We start from the raw sequence: 13236 nt of genomic DNA, 5'->3' as shown, positions 1-13236 counted from the left end.
AACAACTAACCAACTAATCCCTAACCAACCACTTTCCGTTTTCGAATCATTTTAGAAAAATAGCCCGGAAAAAAACGTTTCAAATAAACGCCGTAAGTTTCTTTTCCACCAATTAAGGTTTCCTCTTTGTTTTTGGCAACGGACTTTAATATTTCATGGGCGCATTGGGTGGCGCTTATGCCGTTTTCTTGGCCTTCGTCCATGTGGTTGTGTTTTTCTCCCTGCGCTGTTAAAGAATTTATAGTCACGTTAGTTTTTACAAAACCGGGGCAAATGATGTTTACAGAAACGCCTTGGTCATAAACTTCGCAACGTAGGCTATCAAAGTATCCATGTAAAGCATGTTTTGATGCCGAATAGGTGCTGCGGAACTGCGTTCCGAATTTTCCAACTACCGAGCTAATCACTACTAAATTCCCTTGTTTGCGTTGCAGCATTTTGGGCAAAATAGCTTTGCTAAGGTTTACCGTGCCCCAAAAGTTTACGTTCATAATCTGCTGTTCTACGGTTGCGGCAGTTTCTAGCACGGTGCCGCGCTGACTGATGCCACCGGCATTAATTAAAATGTCTATGGCGCCATAAATGCGCCAGGCGTTTTCGGCTTTAGCAGTTAAAGTGTCCGCTTGCGCTAAATCTAAAGGTAAAACGTGCACGTCTAGCGGGTTTTTGCGGCAGCGTTGCTTGACCTCGTACAGAGCGCCGGAGCGACGCGAGGATATAATCAGTTTGGCGCCCTGCTCATTTAGCAAATACACCAAAGCTTCGCCAATGCCAGATGAAGCGCCCGTGATCCAAACAATTTTATTTTTAAAATCCATCTTCCGTTATAAATAATTCCGAAGCAATTAAATCTGCGTAAAGCTTTCCTTCGGCACTTAGCTTTACTTTATCTTCATCAATTAACAGCCAGTTTTTTTGCCGGTATTCATCGGCCACAGCCAATAAATTGTCTTTTGCCGCTTTGCCAAAGTCAGCGGTTATTTTTTGCAAATCTAATCCCCATTGGGTGCGCAAGCTAGTCATCACATATTCATTAAACACATCCGCTTTGCTCAACAGTTCTAATTCAAAAGGAATTTTGTTTTCGGCTATGGCCGATAGATATTGCGCATTGTTTGCCACGTTCCACTGCCGGCTAGTGCCGTTAAAAGAATGTGCCGAAGGGCCTAAGCCCAAGTAATGCACGCCGAGCCAATAATTGGTATTATGTTGCGAATAGCGTTCGGGCTTGGCAAAATTAGAAATTTCGTAATGCTCAAAACCCGCTTGCTTAAGCGCGTCTATTAAATAGCTAAACTGTTGCGCGCTTTGCGCATCGTCCATTGCTTTTTGTTGTTTTTTTCGGATAAAATTGGCCAGTGCTGTACGTGCCTCTACCGTCATGCTGTAGCTAGAGATATGCGGCACCTCAAAGTTGATGAGCTTTTGGATGTTATGTTGCCATTTCTCATCGCTCAGCAAAGGGAATCCATAAATCAAATCGACGCTAATGTTTTCAATCCCGATGTCTTGTGCGCGTTTGATAGATGCTTCTGCCTCCTGCGCTTTATGCGCCCGGTTCATCCAAACTAAATCTTCATCAAAAAAAGATTGCACACCTATACTTAATCGGTTTATCCCGGCGTTGTGTAGTTCTTTCAGCTTAACGGCGTTTAAATCATCGGGATTGGCCTCTAAAGTAGCTTCTGGATTTCCGGAAACATTAAAGGCCGAGTAAATATCGCTTAATAAACTTTTTATTTCATCTGCGCTAAGCAAAGAGGGGGTTCCGCCACCAAAATAAATGGTTTCTACGGTTTGGTTTTGGAGGTAGTTTTTTTGGAGGCTAATTTCTTTGCGGACGCTATCTAGAAGTTCTGTTTTGCGTTTTAAAGAAGTGATAAAATGGAAATCGCAGTAATGGCAAGCTTGTTTGCAAAAAGGGATGTGTATATAAATGCCGGCCATGCGGCAAAGCTAAGAAATTGCTTAAACCTATTTAAAATAAAGGCCGATTACCATTAAAGCCAAAGTAATAAACAGACTTACAAACCACTTAATCATATCTGTTTTGGCGTGTGCAAGGTCCGCTTTTGACGCAAGATGTTGCGTGCTTTTAACATTCATACTCAAATATAAAAAACCAATCTAATATTAAAAAACGGGCTTTCGCCCGCTTTATGATCAACTTATTCTAAAGTTTCGTCGCGTGCGGTGGTTGCTTCTTGCGATGCGGAAGCCAAGTCTTTATCAAACTCGTATAAATTATGGTTACCACCAATCTGGGTTGATGCCAAATTGTATTTATCAATAACACCATTAATTAAAGTTTCTTCTTCAATTTGTTCTTGAACAAACCACTGACCGAAGTTAAAAGTAGCCCAATCGCTTTCATCATGCGCAAGCCTTACAATTTTATCAATTTGTTTAGAGTTCTCTATCTCGTGCTGCAGAATATGTTGCAGGCAGTCGCCAATATTAGTAGGGCAGGCCGGCGCGGCGTTTAAAGCCTCTACTTTTACTTCGCCGCCCCGGTCCAAAATATATTTTAAAATTTTGAACATGTGCTCGCGTTCTTCCTGCATATGTCCGTATAAGAAAGTTGCTATCCCCGGAAAACTGTTTGCTTCTGCCCAAGCACCGTAAGCCAGATAAACCTGCGCTTGATAGGCTTCGCGGGTCATTTGGCGGTTTAGCAAATCTTCCATTTGGTCTGATATTCTTTTCATCTTGCTGTTTATTTAGAAGTGAATATTTGTTTTAAAGTCTAAATGGTGCAAATGGGATGCCTAAAAGCGTTTAGAAAGATTATATACTAGCAGGTGCCTTGGCATATGATATACATTTGATAATTCATTGAAATAATTGTTTCCTTTGTTAATGCGTTGGTCTCTTTTTCTCGTATTTTCGATAGCAACGGTACAGTTAGTTTTTGGGCAAGAGAAAAAAACTGTATTGCAGATAGACGGACTGCCACAGTATAAAAAAGCTTTTACCCAAACTTTTCCCGACTCAACAAAGGCATTAACGGAATTAAATGCGCAATTGCAGCAACTGAGGCTAAACGGATATTTTGAGGCCTATGTAGAAAAAATGGATCTAAAAAACGACAGCTTAAAGGCGTTTGTTATTGCAGGGGAAAAGCAAGATGATTTGCATTTGCAAAACGGAAACTTGCCAAATGCTTTATTTTCCGCTTTAGCGTGGCGAGCTAAACAAGAGAAAATCACGTTGATGCAGTTGCAGAAGCTTAGGCATAATGTTTTAAACTACTACCAAAACAACGGTTTTCCGTTTGCGCAGGTTTGGTTGGACAGTCTTCAAGAAAAAGAAGGACAGCTTTCTGCGCAGATTTTTGTATCGCCGGGTAAAGAAATTTTAATTGATACCCTACGTAGCGTAGGTTCTGCAAAATTAAGTCAGGCTTTTTTAAGCACCTATTTAGGTTTGCGGAAAAATGAACCCTATAACGAAAGCAGAGTGCAAAATATTGAAAAGCGTTTGCGCGATTTGCCTTTTATTGCCCTTCCAAAGCCTCCCGAAGTTGTGTTTAGTGGCAACAGCGCCAAGTTTAACCTATTTATGGATAAACAAAATGCCAATCAGTTTGATGGCGTAGTTGGTTTTTTGCCCAACCCGCAATCGGGGAAATTGCAATTGAGTGGTGATTTTAAGCTGAATCTGAAAAACGCGCTCCAAAATGGTGAAACACTTGATTTCAACTATCGTGGCTTGCCCTCGCAATCGCAAGAGCTCAACTTGGGCTTTATTTATCCTTGTTTGTTTAGAAGCCAATTGGGCATCCGTGCAAACTTCCAGCTGTTTAAACGCGATACCAGTTTTCTGAATTTAAGCACCAAACTGGCATTTGATTATAGTTTAAACATTAATAAAACCCTTAGCTTTTTTGTCGAAAAATTTAATGGCAACCAAGTTGGCGAACAGCAGTTTCAAACTATCCCGAGGAACGCAAACATCAGCTCTGCTTTTTACGGATTGGCACTCGCTTATTTAAAGGTAGATCAAAAGCTGGTTCCTATGAAAGGATTTGACTTTAACCTACAAACCTCCATCGGACAGCGGAAAATCACGGCTTCTCAAAATTTTAATCCTTCAGATTATTTCGAAAAAACAAAAAACCAGCAATTTAAACTGCAGGCAGATTTAAAGTATTATCTGAAACTTGGGGAGCGCAGCGTATTTTTTGCACGGAATAATACGGCATGGCTAAGTGGCAAAAGCATTTTCGAAAACGAAGCCTTCCGGATTGGGGGCGCCAAAAGCTTGCGCGGATTTGACGAACAATCGTTAAGCGTAAACACGTTCTCCATCCAAACTACCGAATTGAGGTATTTTGTTGAACAGAATTCTTACCTCAATATTTTTTACGATCAAGCCTATATCTATCAAAATTTTAACGATAGGGAGAACGAAGATTTTCCATTAGGGATTGGCGCAGGCATTACTTTTCAAACAAAAATTGGGATTACTTCTTTAAGCTATGCAATTGGCAAACAGAAAAATATTCCTTTAGATTTGCAGAAAGGTAAAATCCACTTGGGTATTTCCAGCTATTTTTAAATATGAAGCGATTTACGTTCTTGTTTTGTTTGCTGTTAAACGGCATCTGTATGTTGGCCAGTGCCCAACAAGATTCTGTTTTGCTTGCAGATACGGTAGCACAAGCCCAAACGTTTAAACCGCGCATTATCATAGATTCAGCTGCCTTGGCACGTAAAAACTTCGTCCGAGACTCTATCACTTATTATTACCTTAAACCAGACCCTAAAAGGGCCAACCCATGGGTAGAAAAACTTTTAGCAGAAAACACCACCACCGATCCGCTTTTGCTAAGCGCACCAAAAAAATATAAAAAGGTAGCCACAACCTATAACGTAGGTAACCAAATTAATAAATACCCAGTGTGGTTTTTAGTGGCCGTGTTGCTATTGCTCACCGTGTTTGGTTTAATTAATATCGGATTCTCTAAAGAAGTAGCGCTCTTTTTTAAGGCTTTTTTTGATAACCGCACACTTAATCAAATAGATAAAGAAGAAAACATCTTAGTAACCTGGCACTTTATATTCTTATATATCGTATTTTCTTTTACGGTTGGCCTTTTTGTTTGCTTGTTAATTTACAAGGCAAACCTTTCTAATTCCACGGCAGGCTTCTCGGCGTTTTTGCTAGTTTCTTTGGCGGCTCTTGTATTTTTCGGTCTAAAGGTATTGGCCGTTAAGTTCATGGGTTTTTTGTTTGAAGTTCAAAAGCTAGCAAAAGAATATCTAAATATTATATACCTAACTTATGTTAATGCTTTATTTATATTGCTGCCTGCCACGCTGGTTTTAACCTTTGTTGGAACCAACCAAACCGAAACTGTTTTGTGGATATTTGGTGTTGCTTTTCTGTTGCTAATTGGTTTTCAAGCTATAAGGCTTGGCTTCAAAATTTTATTGAACTACCGCCTATCTAAGTTTTATTTATTTCTTTATCTTTGCACCCTTGAAATTTGTCCTATTTTATTGTTCGTGAAAACGATCAGTATGAGTTTATAGCGTTTATGGAAGTAAATTTGGAAGAGAGAAAAACTAAAGTCAAAAGTGTATTAGTAACCTTGCCCGAGCCAGAAAGTGAAAAATCACCTTATTACGATTTGGCTTCGTCTTTAAACTTGAAGATAGACTTTAGGTCTTTTATACATGTGGAGGGCGTACCGGGCAAAGACGTTAGAAAAGACAAAATAAATCCGGCCGATTTTACTGCAGTAATTTTAACCAGCCGTAACGCCGCAGACCATTACTTTAGGGTATGCGAAGAGTTGCGCTTCGAGGTTCCGGCAGATATGAAATATTTCTGCTTATCAGAGTCGATTGCCTTATACCTCCAGAAATACATCCAATACCGTAAGCGTAAAATATTCTTTGGCAAGCAAACCGCTAAAGACTTGGCCGACGTTTTAAAGAAACATTCGTCCGAAAAGTTTTTATACCCTTGCTCAGACGTTGCTGCAGAAGCCACCGAAATATTTTTGAAAAGTCAGGGAATTGATTTTACCCCCGCCGTTTTATTCAGGACCGTAGTATCAGACCTTTCTGATTTGGCAGATGTTTTTTACGATATCATTGCGTTTTTTAGTCCGTCTAGCGTACAATCTTTATTTGCCAACTTCCCAGACTTTAAACAAAATAAAACCCGGATTGCCGCTTTTGGACAAACCACGCAGCAGGCTATTTTAGATGCAGGTTTAATTTTGGATATCCCTGCGCCAACCCCCGCGGCACCGTCCATGACGATGGCTATAGAGCAGTACATTAAATCAATTAAATAGCATTTTTTTAAACATTCTATAAATCAGCGACTTTTTATCAGTCGCTTTTTTTTTGAAACCTTATTAAAAACACCGCCGTATTAGGAGGAAATAATATTCGGAAAAAATACCCATTTGTTGGTATTTGTGGCGCCGGTTGTAGATTTTAATTTTATAAATTGGAACCATGTCGAAATGTTATTTGTGTTAAATAAATTTTTTTTATTTGAAAATGTTGAATTTCTGTATATTAGAAACGTTTTTTTACACAAGAAAAACACAATAAAACTTAACGAGCACATGAGAAATTTATCCATAACAGGAGTAATATTGCTATATCTAGCCCTTTCTGGTTGCGGTAAAGGCGACGGTAGGGGAGAACTAGTAGGGGTTACTACTAAAACGGTGAAGCAGGAGTTACCTTACGGGATGGTTTACATTCCAGCCGGTACTTTCATCATGGGTCAGGTTGACCAAGACGTTACCATCTCACAATTCCCTCAAAATAAACAGGTAACTATTTCAGCATTTTATATGGACGAAACCGAGATTTCAAACAGCGAATACAAGCAGTTTGTAAACTGGGTGCGCGATTCTATTGCTTATAATTTAGTGGGCAAGCCTCAAAAATTCACCTTAAAAAGTAAAGGAGGCAAGGGAACGCCTTACATCAATTGGAAAGCCATGAATTCTGGAAAAGGAATTTGGGGCGATAAAACCTTGAAAGATAAACTGGACCAAGCGATGTATTATTCTGGCTCTAACAAGTTTTTCAATAAGAAAGAACTTAAAGTTGAGCAGTTGAAATACGATTATGCTTGGGTTGACTATAAAAAAGCTGCAAACTACCGTGCCTTGCGCGACCCTAACTTAACTAAAGGCGCGCCTACTGTAGAAAGAGACCAATTTATTGTTAAAGAAGAAACTTACATTTATCCAGATACCCTAGTTTGGATTTCAGATTTTACCTACGCACAAAATGATCCGATGGCAAAAGGCTACTTTTCGCACCCGTCTTTTGCAAACTATCCGGTAGTTGGTGTAACTTGGGAACAGGCCAAGGCTTTTACCGTTTGGAGATCTCGTTTAAACGAATCGTACAAAACATCTAAAAACTTACCTACCCGCTTGGATTATGATTTGCCAACCGAGGCCGAGTTTGAGTACGCTGCCCGTGGCGGACGTGTAGCAACCAGCTATCCTTGGGGCGGTCCTTACATCAGAAACGCAAAAGGTTGTTTGCTAGCTAACTTTAAACCGGGCAGGGGTAATTATATTGATGACGGCGGTGCCTTTACCGTTTATGTGAAATCTTATTTCCCTAACGATTACGGTTTGTACAACATGGCGGGCAACGTTGCCGAGTGGACCAGCTCTATTTACAACGATGCGGCCTCTGCCTATGTAAGTACAATTAACCCATCTTTTAACAAAGCCGTACAAAAAGGTGATCCAGATTATAACAAGAAACGCGTAGTAAAAGGCGGTTCTTGGAAAGATATCGGTTATTTTCTTCAAAACTCAGCAAAGTCTTACGAGTACCCAGATTCAGCACGATCTTCAATTGGTTTTAGGTGTGTAACTCCTTTTTTAGGACGCGACATCAAAGACAAACCGGGTAAAATGAAACCGTAAAACAAACACAATAAACAACAGAACTTAAACTTACAATCTAAAAAAACAAATGGCTAACAAAAAGAGAAAGATCTTCACCTTAGATGCTATTATATCTTGGGGTGCAACAGTGGTAATTATAGGCGCGATGGCTAAAATCCTTCACTGGCCGGGTGGCGAGCTCATCATCGGTATCGGTTTGGCAACAGAGGCTATTTTATTCTTTATAATGGGTTTCGTACCTCCACACAAAGACCCGAAATGGGAGAAGGTTTATCCTCAGCTTTCAGAAGATTTCGCCGGTGGCGCAATTGATATGTCTAAGCCGGTTAAGTTAAATGAGTTGGAAATTAAAGGCACTGCGGGCGGCGGCGGCGGTTTCCCTGATTTAAAAGTTGGCGATGATGTAGTTGCAAAAATTAAAGAAGGATTAGAGAATTTCAGCAATAAAGTTGCCTCTATTTCCAATGCGGCAGATGCAACAGTTGCCACAAACGAATTTGCGGCCAATATTCAAGCGGCGTCTAGCAAAGCGTCTAACCTTAGCAATGCTTTTGACAAAGCTACTGAAGGCGTGTCATCTATTGCTTCGGCAACAGAAGGTTCAAAAGAATATCACAACCAGATCAATAATTTAGGTAAAAATATTTCTGCACTTAACGCGGTTTATGAGCTGGAGCTTCAAGATTCAAGCGCACACTTGAAATCTATGAACAAGTTTTACGCTAACTTATCGCAAACCATGGCAAACTTTAACGATTCTATGGACGATTCTAAACAGTTTAAAGATGAAGTTGCCAGACTTTCTAAGAACTTAGCCAGCTTAAATGCGGTTTACGGAAACATGCTTTCTGCCATGAACCAGCCTAGAGCATAATCATTAAATTAATTTAAAAAACGCTTTAAAAAATTTAAGATATGGCAGGTGGTAAGGAAACCCCAAGGCAGAAGATGATCGGTATTATGTACCTGGTGCTGATGGCCATGTTAGCACTTAACGTAAGTAATACCGTGTTAGATGCCTTTAAAACCGTAAGAGACGGCTTAGAAAAGAGTAATGAAAACATGAACGATCGTTTAAAGTTTATCATGACGCTTTTCAAAAACTATTATGATAATGCGCCTAAAAAGGCAGAAGAGAATTACAAAAAGGCCCAACAAGCTAAAGAAATTGGTGATGGTTTAGTCGCTGAAATTGAGCGTGTTAAACAAGAACTGATTAAAATGACCGACGGTTTAACCGAAAACGGTGACTTGAAAAAGAGGGACGATTTGGGAATTTCTCATAAAGAGCTGGTAGAAAAGAAAAAAGGCGATGCTTTGCAAAAGAAAATAGAGGAAGCTGCTAAAAAAATGGCAGTTTTAATTAACCAAACCCCAAAAGGAATTGGTTTAGAATTAGAATGGCCAAAGATTAACCCAAGTACTAAAACTCCTCAATCTTGGTCTAATTACAACTTTGGAGAAGGTAAGCCTTTAACTTCAACCATTACATTGCTTTCGAAATTCCAGAACGATACGAAGAACGCAGAGGCTTACGTAATTAATAAATTGTACCAAGAAACTACCGGTGGTGGCGTTGTAGACTCGTACCGCGCGGTGGCCGTGGCTAAAAGTAGCTATATATTAGCAGGGCAAACCTACGAAGCGGATGTATTTTTAACTGCGGGAAGCTCTAGCATTCCAATTACCGCGACGGTTAATGGCTCTGTTTTGCCAAACGATAATGGTGTGGCCAAATACAAATCTGGCGGTACCAAAGAAGGTGTTTACAAATGGACAGGTACAGTTTCTTTTAAAGACCCTACCAGCGGTGAAATTAAATCTTTCACCACGGACCCAATCGAATACCAGGTGGCAAAACCTTCTGCGGTGGTATCTCCGGATAAAATGAATGTGTTTTATAGAGGAGTTTTAAACCCAGTTTCGGTATCTGCGCCGGGTATTGCAAAAGAAAAATTAAAAGTTAGCATTTCCAACGGCTCTATCAGTGGTTCAAACGGAAATTACAACGTGAAAGTAAGTGGCGGTACAGAGGCTGTTGTTACAGTTTCTGCGGAAATTGAGCCGGGTAAATCGCAGGTTTTGGGCGCTACCAAATTCAGGATTAAAACGGTACCAGATCCAATTGCAACTTTTGCTAACAAAGCCTCCGGTCAGGTATCTTCGGCAACTGCCAGATCTACCAGCGGTTTAGAAGCCGAACTTAAAAATTTTGATTTTGACCTTAAATTTAGGGTAATAAGCTTTAACTTGTTCATTACGCGCCCACGCCAAGACCCTTTATTTTACCAATCTAAAGAAGGAAACTTTAGTGGCGCAATAAAACAGAACATGAGCAGTTTAAATCCGGGTGACATGTTAAGTTTCCAGAATATTGTTGTTGCGGGTGAAGATGGTACTACAAGAACGTTAGAAGGAGCAGTAAGTATTTCGGTAGGTAGATAAATTTAAGCAAACAATCATCATCGATTGTCGTATAAGCTAAAACGTACACCTCTGAAATTTAAGATAAAACAGATGAAAAAAGTAAGTATTTTTTTCTTAATGGTAGGCATAAGCTTACAGGTTCTTGCACAAAAAGACTCTGATAAGCCTAAAGTGATGCCTATATATTCGATTTTTCAAAAATCGGAAGAAGGAAAGTTGGCACGTGAAAAAGAATTGGGTAAAGAACCCGTTAACTGCGCGCCAGAATTACCGCGCGTTAAAAGCGACGATGTGATTTTTGCAAAACGATTGACGCGCGATATCTACTTTGCGGATCCGGCCAACCGTTATCTTACGCCGGTAGATACCAACAGAAACTTTTTGACGATTTTGTTGCGCGGTATATCAGAACAAAAGATTGAAGCATACCAAACTTGGAACCCGAGTACAGGTAGGGTAGAAGAGTTGATTGACTATAATACCTTGCTTACTAAAACAGATGCGTCTGCCGGGTTAGGCTATCCATTGCAGTTTTCGGATCAAGAATTATTGGCTAAATGCGGTTTACGTTTAATAGAAGACTGGTATTTTGATACGAATAGGGCGGAATTCAAATCTTTTATCATTGCAATTGGTTTAATCGTGCCAAGCAGTGCGGCAAGTTCTGCAAGTGTGCCTAAACTTAAAGACCCAGCAGTGAAGATTGGTGAAGCAGGAGCAGATATGAACGGTATGTTTTACGTGAACTACCCAACTATTAGAAATTATATCTGTAAGTTTAACGTTTACCATCCTAACGAGAAAATACGCTACACTTTTGACGATGTGTTTCAATTGCGTTATTTCTCCAGTTTGATTATTGAGGAATCTAATCCAGATGGATATAAATTAGCCAACCGGCCCGATTTAAAATCAGGTTTGGATAAATTGCTAGAGGCAGACCGTATCAAGCGCTCGTTAATCCAGTACGAGCAGGATATGTGGGAGCATTAAGAAGTAAAAAGTTAAAATTAAAAGGTAATAAATAATGAATTGAAAGCCTTCCTATTTGGGAAGGCTTTTTTGGTTGAAAAAGCTTAGGATAGCCATAGCTTGCTTTTTGTTAACCACGGCCAACAATTGCTCCTCTGTGGCTTCTTTAATTTTTTTTACGGATTTAAAGTGCTTTAAAAGCTTCTCGGCCGATGTTTTACCAACTCCGCCTATCATTTCAAGCTCGGTTTTTAAAGTGCCCTGATCGCGTTTTTTCCGGTGAAATGTTATGCCGAAGCGGTGTGCCTCATCCCGTAGGTGTTGGATGATCTTTAGCGTTTCCGATTTTTTGTCCAAATAAAGCGGATATTGATCGCCAGGATAATATAGCTCCTCCAAACGTTTGGCAATACCAATAACCGTTACTTTATTGTAGATGTCCAAAGCTTTTAAGCTCTTTACCGCTGATGAAAGCTGGCCTTTGCCACCATCGATGATAATGAGCTGTGGCAAAGCTTCACCCTCTTCTAACAAACGCCGGTAGCGCCTAAAAACCGCTTCTTCCATGGTGGCAAAATCATTTGGACCTTCTACCGTTTTTACGTTAAAGTGGCGATAGTCTTTTTTTGAAGGCTTGGCGTCTTTAAACACCACAATGGCCGAAACGGGATATTTTCCTTGAAAGTTAGAGTTATCAAAACACTCGATGTGCCTAGGCAGTTGGTTTAGCCGCAAGTCTTTTTGCATCTGCAACAAAAGACGCTCTGTACGCAACTCGGGGTTTAATTTTTCATACTGCTCAATTTTATCTTTTTTAAAGAACAGAACGTTTTTTTGCGATAGCTCTAACAGTTTTTTCTTTTCACCAAGTTTTGGGACGGTAAATTTGACGTTCTCATCTTCCAATTCCAGCTCAAACGGAACGATAATTTCTTTTGAAGTGCTGTTAAAACGCGCTCTAAATTCGGAAATTGCAATTGAAAGTAGCTCTTCATCAGATTCATCCAAACGCTTTTTTAATTCGATGGTTTGGGTTTGGATGATGGTGCCGTGCATTACTTTTAAGTAATTTACGAAGCTGATTTTTTCATCCGACGCGATGCTAAATACATCCACTTCGGTGATAGACGAGTTAACAATGGTAGATTTGCTTTGGTAGCGCTCCAGCAGTTCGTATTTGCGCTGTAAACGGTGTGCTTCCTCAAAGTTTAGGCGAGAAGCTTCCTCAGTAATCTGATCTTTTAGAGCTCTTAAAACTGCGCCTATTTTGCCGTTTAAAATGTCTTTTATTTCTTCAATCTGCCGGTTATAGTCTTCTTCGGACTGGTGCGCTTCGCAAGGACCTTTACAATTCCCGATCTGGTATTCCAAGCAAACTTTAAACTTCCCCGCTTCAATATTTTGCTTGTTTAAGGCCAAGTTGCAAGTGCGCAGTTGGTAAGTTTCCCTAATTAAATCCAAAATATGGTGCATCATACTTACAGAGGGGTAGGGGCCAAAATATTTGCTTCCGTCTTTAATTAAGCGCCTGGTTGCAAAAATGCGCGGAAATGCCTCGTTTTTGATCACAATCCAAGGGTAAGTTTTGTCATCTTTCAACAGAACGTTGTAGCGTGGCTGGTGTTTTTTGATAAGGCTGTTTTCTAAAAGCCAGGCATCAATCTCGGTATCAACAATAGTAAAAGTTAGGCTACGTATTTTGCTGACCAACACCTTGGTTTTTGCGTTAACCTTATAGTTGTCGTTGATAAAGTACGAAGCTACCCGGTTGCGTAAATCTTTGGCTTTCCCGATATAAATCAGCTCGCCGTTGGCATCGTAATATTGGTAAACACCCGGTTTGTGCGGAACTTTCTTTAAAGCCGATTTGTAATCAAACATATCCTGCAAAAATAAGAAAAACCACCGTTGCGGGTGGTTTTCCTTTTGTA

General features: G+C 40.0%; 11 protein-coding genes. 7 read left to right on the top strand and 4 right to left on the bottom strand.

Annotation, left to right across the window (positions count from 1 at the left end; all coding sequences use genetic code 11):
- Window positions 1-20: 20 nt before the first annotated feature.
- The 3 genes from BCY91_RS16335 to BCY91_RS16325 all read right to left on the bottom strand — a co-directional run bounded on the left by BCY91_RS16335 (window position 21) and on the right by BCY91_RS16325 (window position 2708).
- Complete coding sequence (locus BCY91_RS16335) at window positions 21-818, bottom strand: SDR family oxidoreductase (protein WP_120183115.1); 798 nt, start codon at window positions 816-818, stop codon at window positions 21-23.
- Window positions 808-1947, bottom strand: a complete 1140-nt coding sequence (gene hemW, locus BCY91_RS16330) for a radical SAM family heme chaperone HemW (RefSeq protein WP_120183114.1) — start codon at window positions 1945-1947, stop codon at window positions 808-810. The genes BCY91_RS16335 and hemW overlap by 11 nt, the downstream gene beginning before the upstream one ends.
- Before the next feature lie 221 nt (window positions 1948-2168).
- Window positions 2169-2708 (bottom strand): ferritin, encoded by a 540-nt coding sequence (locus tag BCY91_RS16325; protein WP_120183113.1) that lies wholly within the window; start codon window positions 2706-2708, stop codon window positions 2169-2171.
- Window positions 2709-2859: 151 nt separating this feature from the next.
- Between BCY91_RS16325 and BCY91_RS16320 the strand changes: the two genes are divergently transcribed.
- The 7 genes from BCY91_RS16320 (at window position 2860) to BCY91_RS16290 (ending at window position 11326) form a co-directional block, all read left to right on the top strand.
- On the top strand, window positions 2860-4560 hold the full coding sequence (locus BCY91_RS16320; RefSeq protein WP_120183112.1) for a ShlB/FhaC/HecB family hemolysin secretion/activation protein: 1701 nt from the start codon (window positions 2860-2862) through the stop codon (window positions 4558-4560).
- A gap of 2 nt (window positions 4561-4562) precedes the next feature.
- Window positions 4563-5537 carry a DUF4271 domain-containing protein gene (locus BCY91_RS16315; RefSeq protein WP_120183111.1) on the top strand — a complete coding sequence of 325 codons (975 nt, stop codon included), beginning with the start codon at window positions 4563-4565 and terminating at the stop codon, window positions 5535-5537.
- 5 nt (window positions 5538-5542) lie between these two features.
- Window positions 5543-6310, top strand: a complete 768-nt coding sequence (locus BCY91_RS16310; RefSeq protein ID WP_120183142.1) for a uroporphyrinogen-III synthase — start codon at window positions 5543-5545, stop codon at window positions 6308-6310.
- A 279-nt stretch (window positions 6311-6589) separates the two neighbouring features.
- The gene (porK, locus tag BCY91_RS16305; protein ID WP_120183141.1) at window positions 6590-7924 is read left to right on the top strand and encodes a T9SS ring complex lipoprotein PorK/GldK; all 1335 of its coding nucleotides are present in this window, start codon (window positions 6590-6592) and stop codon (window positions 7922-7924) included.
- A gap of 49 nt (window positions 7925-7973) precedes the next feature.
- Complete coding sequence (gene porL / locus BCY91_RS16300; RefSeq protein ID WP_120183110.1) at window positions 7974-8780, top strand: type IX secretion system motor protein PorL/GldL; 807 nt, start codon at window positions 7974-7976, stop codon at window positions 8778-8780.
- A 41-nt stretch (window positions 8781-8821) separates the two neighbouring features.
- Window positions 8822-10351 (top strand): type IX secretion system motor protein PorM/GldM, encoded by a 1530-nt coding sequence (porM, locus tag BCY91_RS16295; protein WP_120183109.1) that lies wholly within the window; start codon window positions 8822-8824, stop codon window positions 10349-10351.
- A gap of 72 nt (window positions 10352-10423) precedes the next feature.
- Complete coding sequence (locus tag BCY91_RS16290) at window positions 10424-11326, top strand: hypothetical protein (RefSeq protein ID WP_120183108.1); 903 nt, start codon at window positions 10424-10426, stop codon at window positions 11324-11326.
- A gap of 51 nt (window positions 11327-11377) precedes the next feature.
- Here the strand turns inward: BCY91_RS16290 and uvrC are convergent, their stop codons facing one another.
- The gene (uvrC, locus tag BCY91_RS16285) at window positions 11378-13186 is read right to left on the bottom strand and encodes an excinuclease ABC subunit UvrC (protein ID WP_120183107.1); all 1809 of its coding nucleotides are present in this window, start codon (window positions 13184-13186) and stop codon (window positions 11378-11380) included.
- Between the last annotated feature and the right edge of the window lie 50 nt (window positions 13187-13236).

Origin of the sequence: Pelobium manganitolerans (genome assembly GCF_003609575.1) — a bacterium.
Taxonomy (GTDB): domain Bacteria; phylum Bacteroidota; class Bacteroidia; order Sphingobacteriales; family Sphingobacteriaceae; genus Pseudopedobacter; species Pseudopedobacter manganitolerans.
Note: the sequence above shows the minus strand (reverse complement) of the source record. Positions and strands in the feature narration are given on the sequence as shown.

Bases quoted from the DNA above. Each gene is read 5' to 3' on its own strand.
- BCY91_RS16320 (WP_120183112.1), top strand. From the start codon at position 2,860: ATGCGTTGGTCTCTTTTTCTCGTATTTTCGATAGCAACGGTACAGTTA.
- hemW (WP_120183114.1), bottom strand. From the start codon at position 1,947: ATGGCCGGCATTTATATACACATCCCTTTTTGCAAACAAGCTTGCCAT.
- BCY91_RS16315 (WP_120183111.1), top strand. From the start codon at position 4,563: ATGAAGCGATTTACGTTCTTGTTTTGTTTGCTGTTAAACGGCATCTGT.
- BCY91_RS16310 (WP_120183142.1), top strand. From the start codon at position 5,543: ATGGAAGTAAATTTGGAAGAGAGAAAAACTAAAGTCAAAAGTGTATTA.
- uvrC (WP_120183107.1), bottom strand. From the start codon at position 13,186: ATGTTTGATTACAAATCGGCTTTAAAGAAAGTTCCGCACAAACCGGGT.
- porL (WP_120183110.1), top strand. From the start codon at position 7,974: ATGGCTAACAAAAAGAGAAAGATCTTCACCTTAGATGCTATTATATCT.
- porK (WP_120183141.1), top strand. From the start codon at position 6,590: ATGAGAAATTTATCCATAACAGGAGTAATATTGCTATATCTAGCCCTT.
- BCY91_RS16335 (WP_120183115.1), bottom strand. From the start codon at position 818: ATGGATTTTAAAAATAAAATTGTTTGGATCACGGGCGCTTCATCTGGC.
- porM (WP_120183109.1), top strand. From the start codon at position 8,822: ATGGCAGGTGGTAAGGAAACCCCAAGGCAGAAGATGATCGGTATTATG.
- BCY91_RS16290 (WP_120183108.1), top strand. From the start codon at position 10,424: ATGAAAAAAGTAAGTATTTTTTTCTTAATGGTAGGCATAAGCTTACAG.
- BCY91_RS16325 (WP_120183113.1), bottom strand. From the start codon at position 2,708: ATGAAAAGAATATCAGACCAAATGGAAGATTTGCTAAACCGCCAAATG.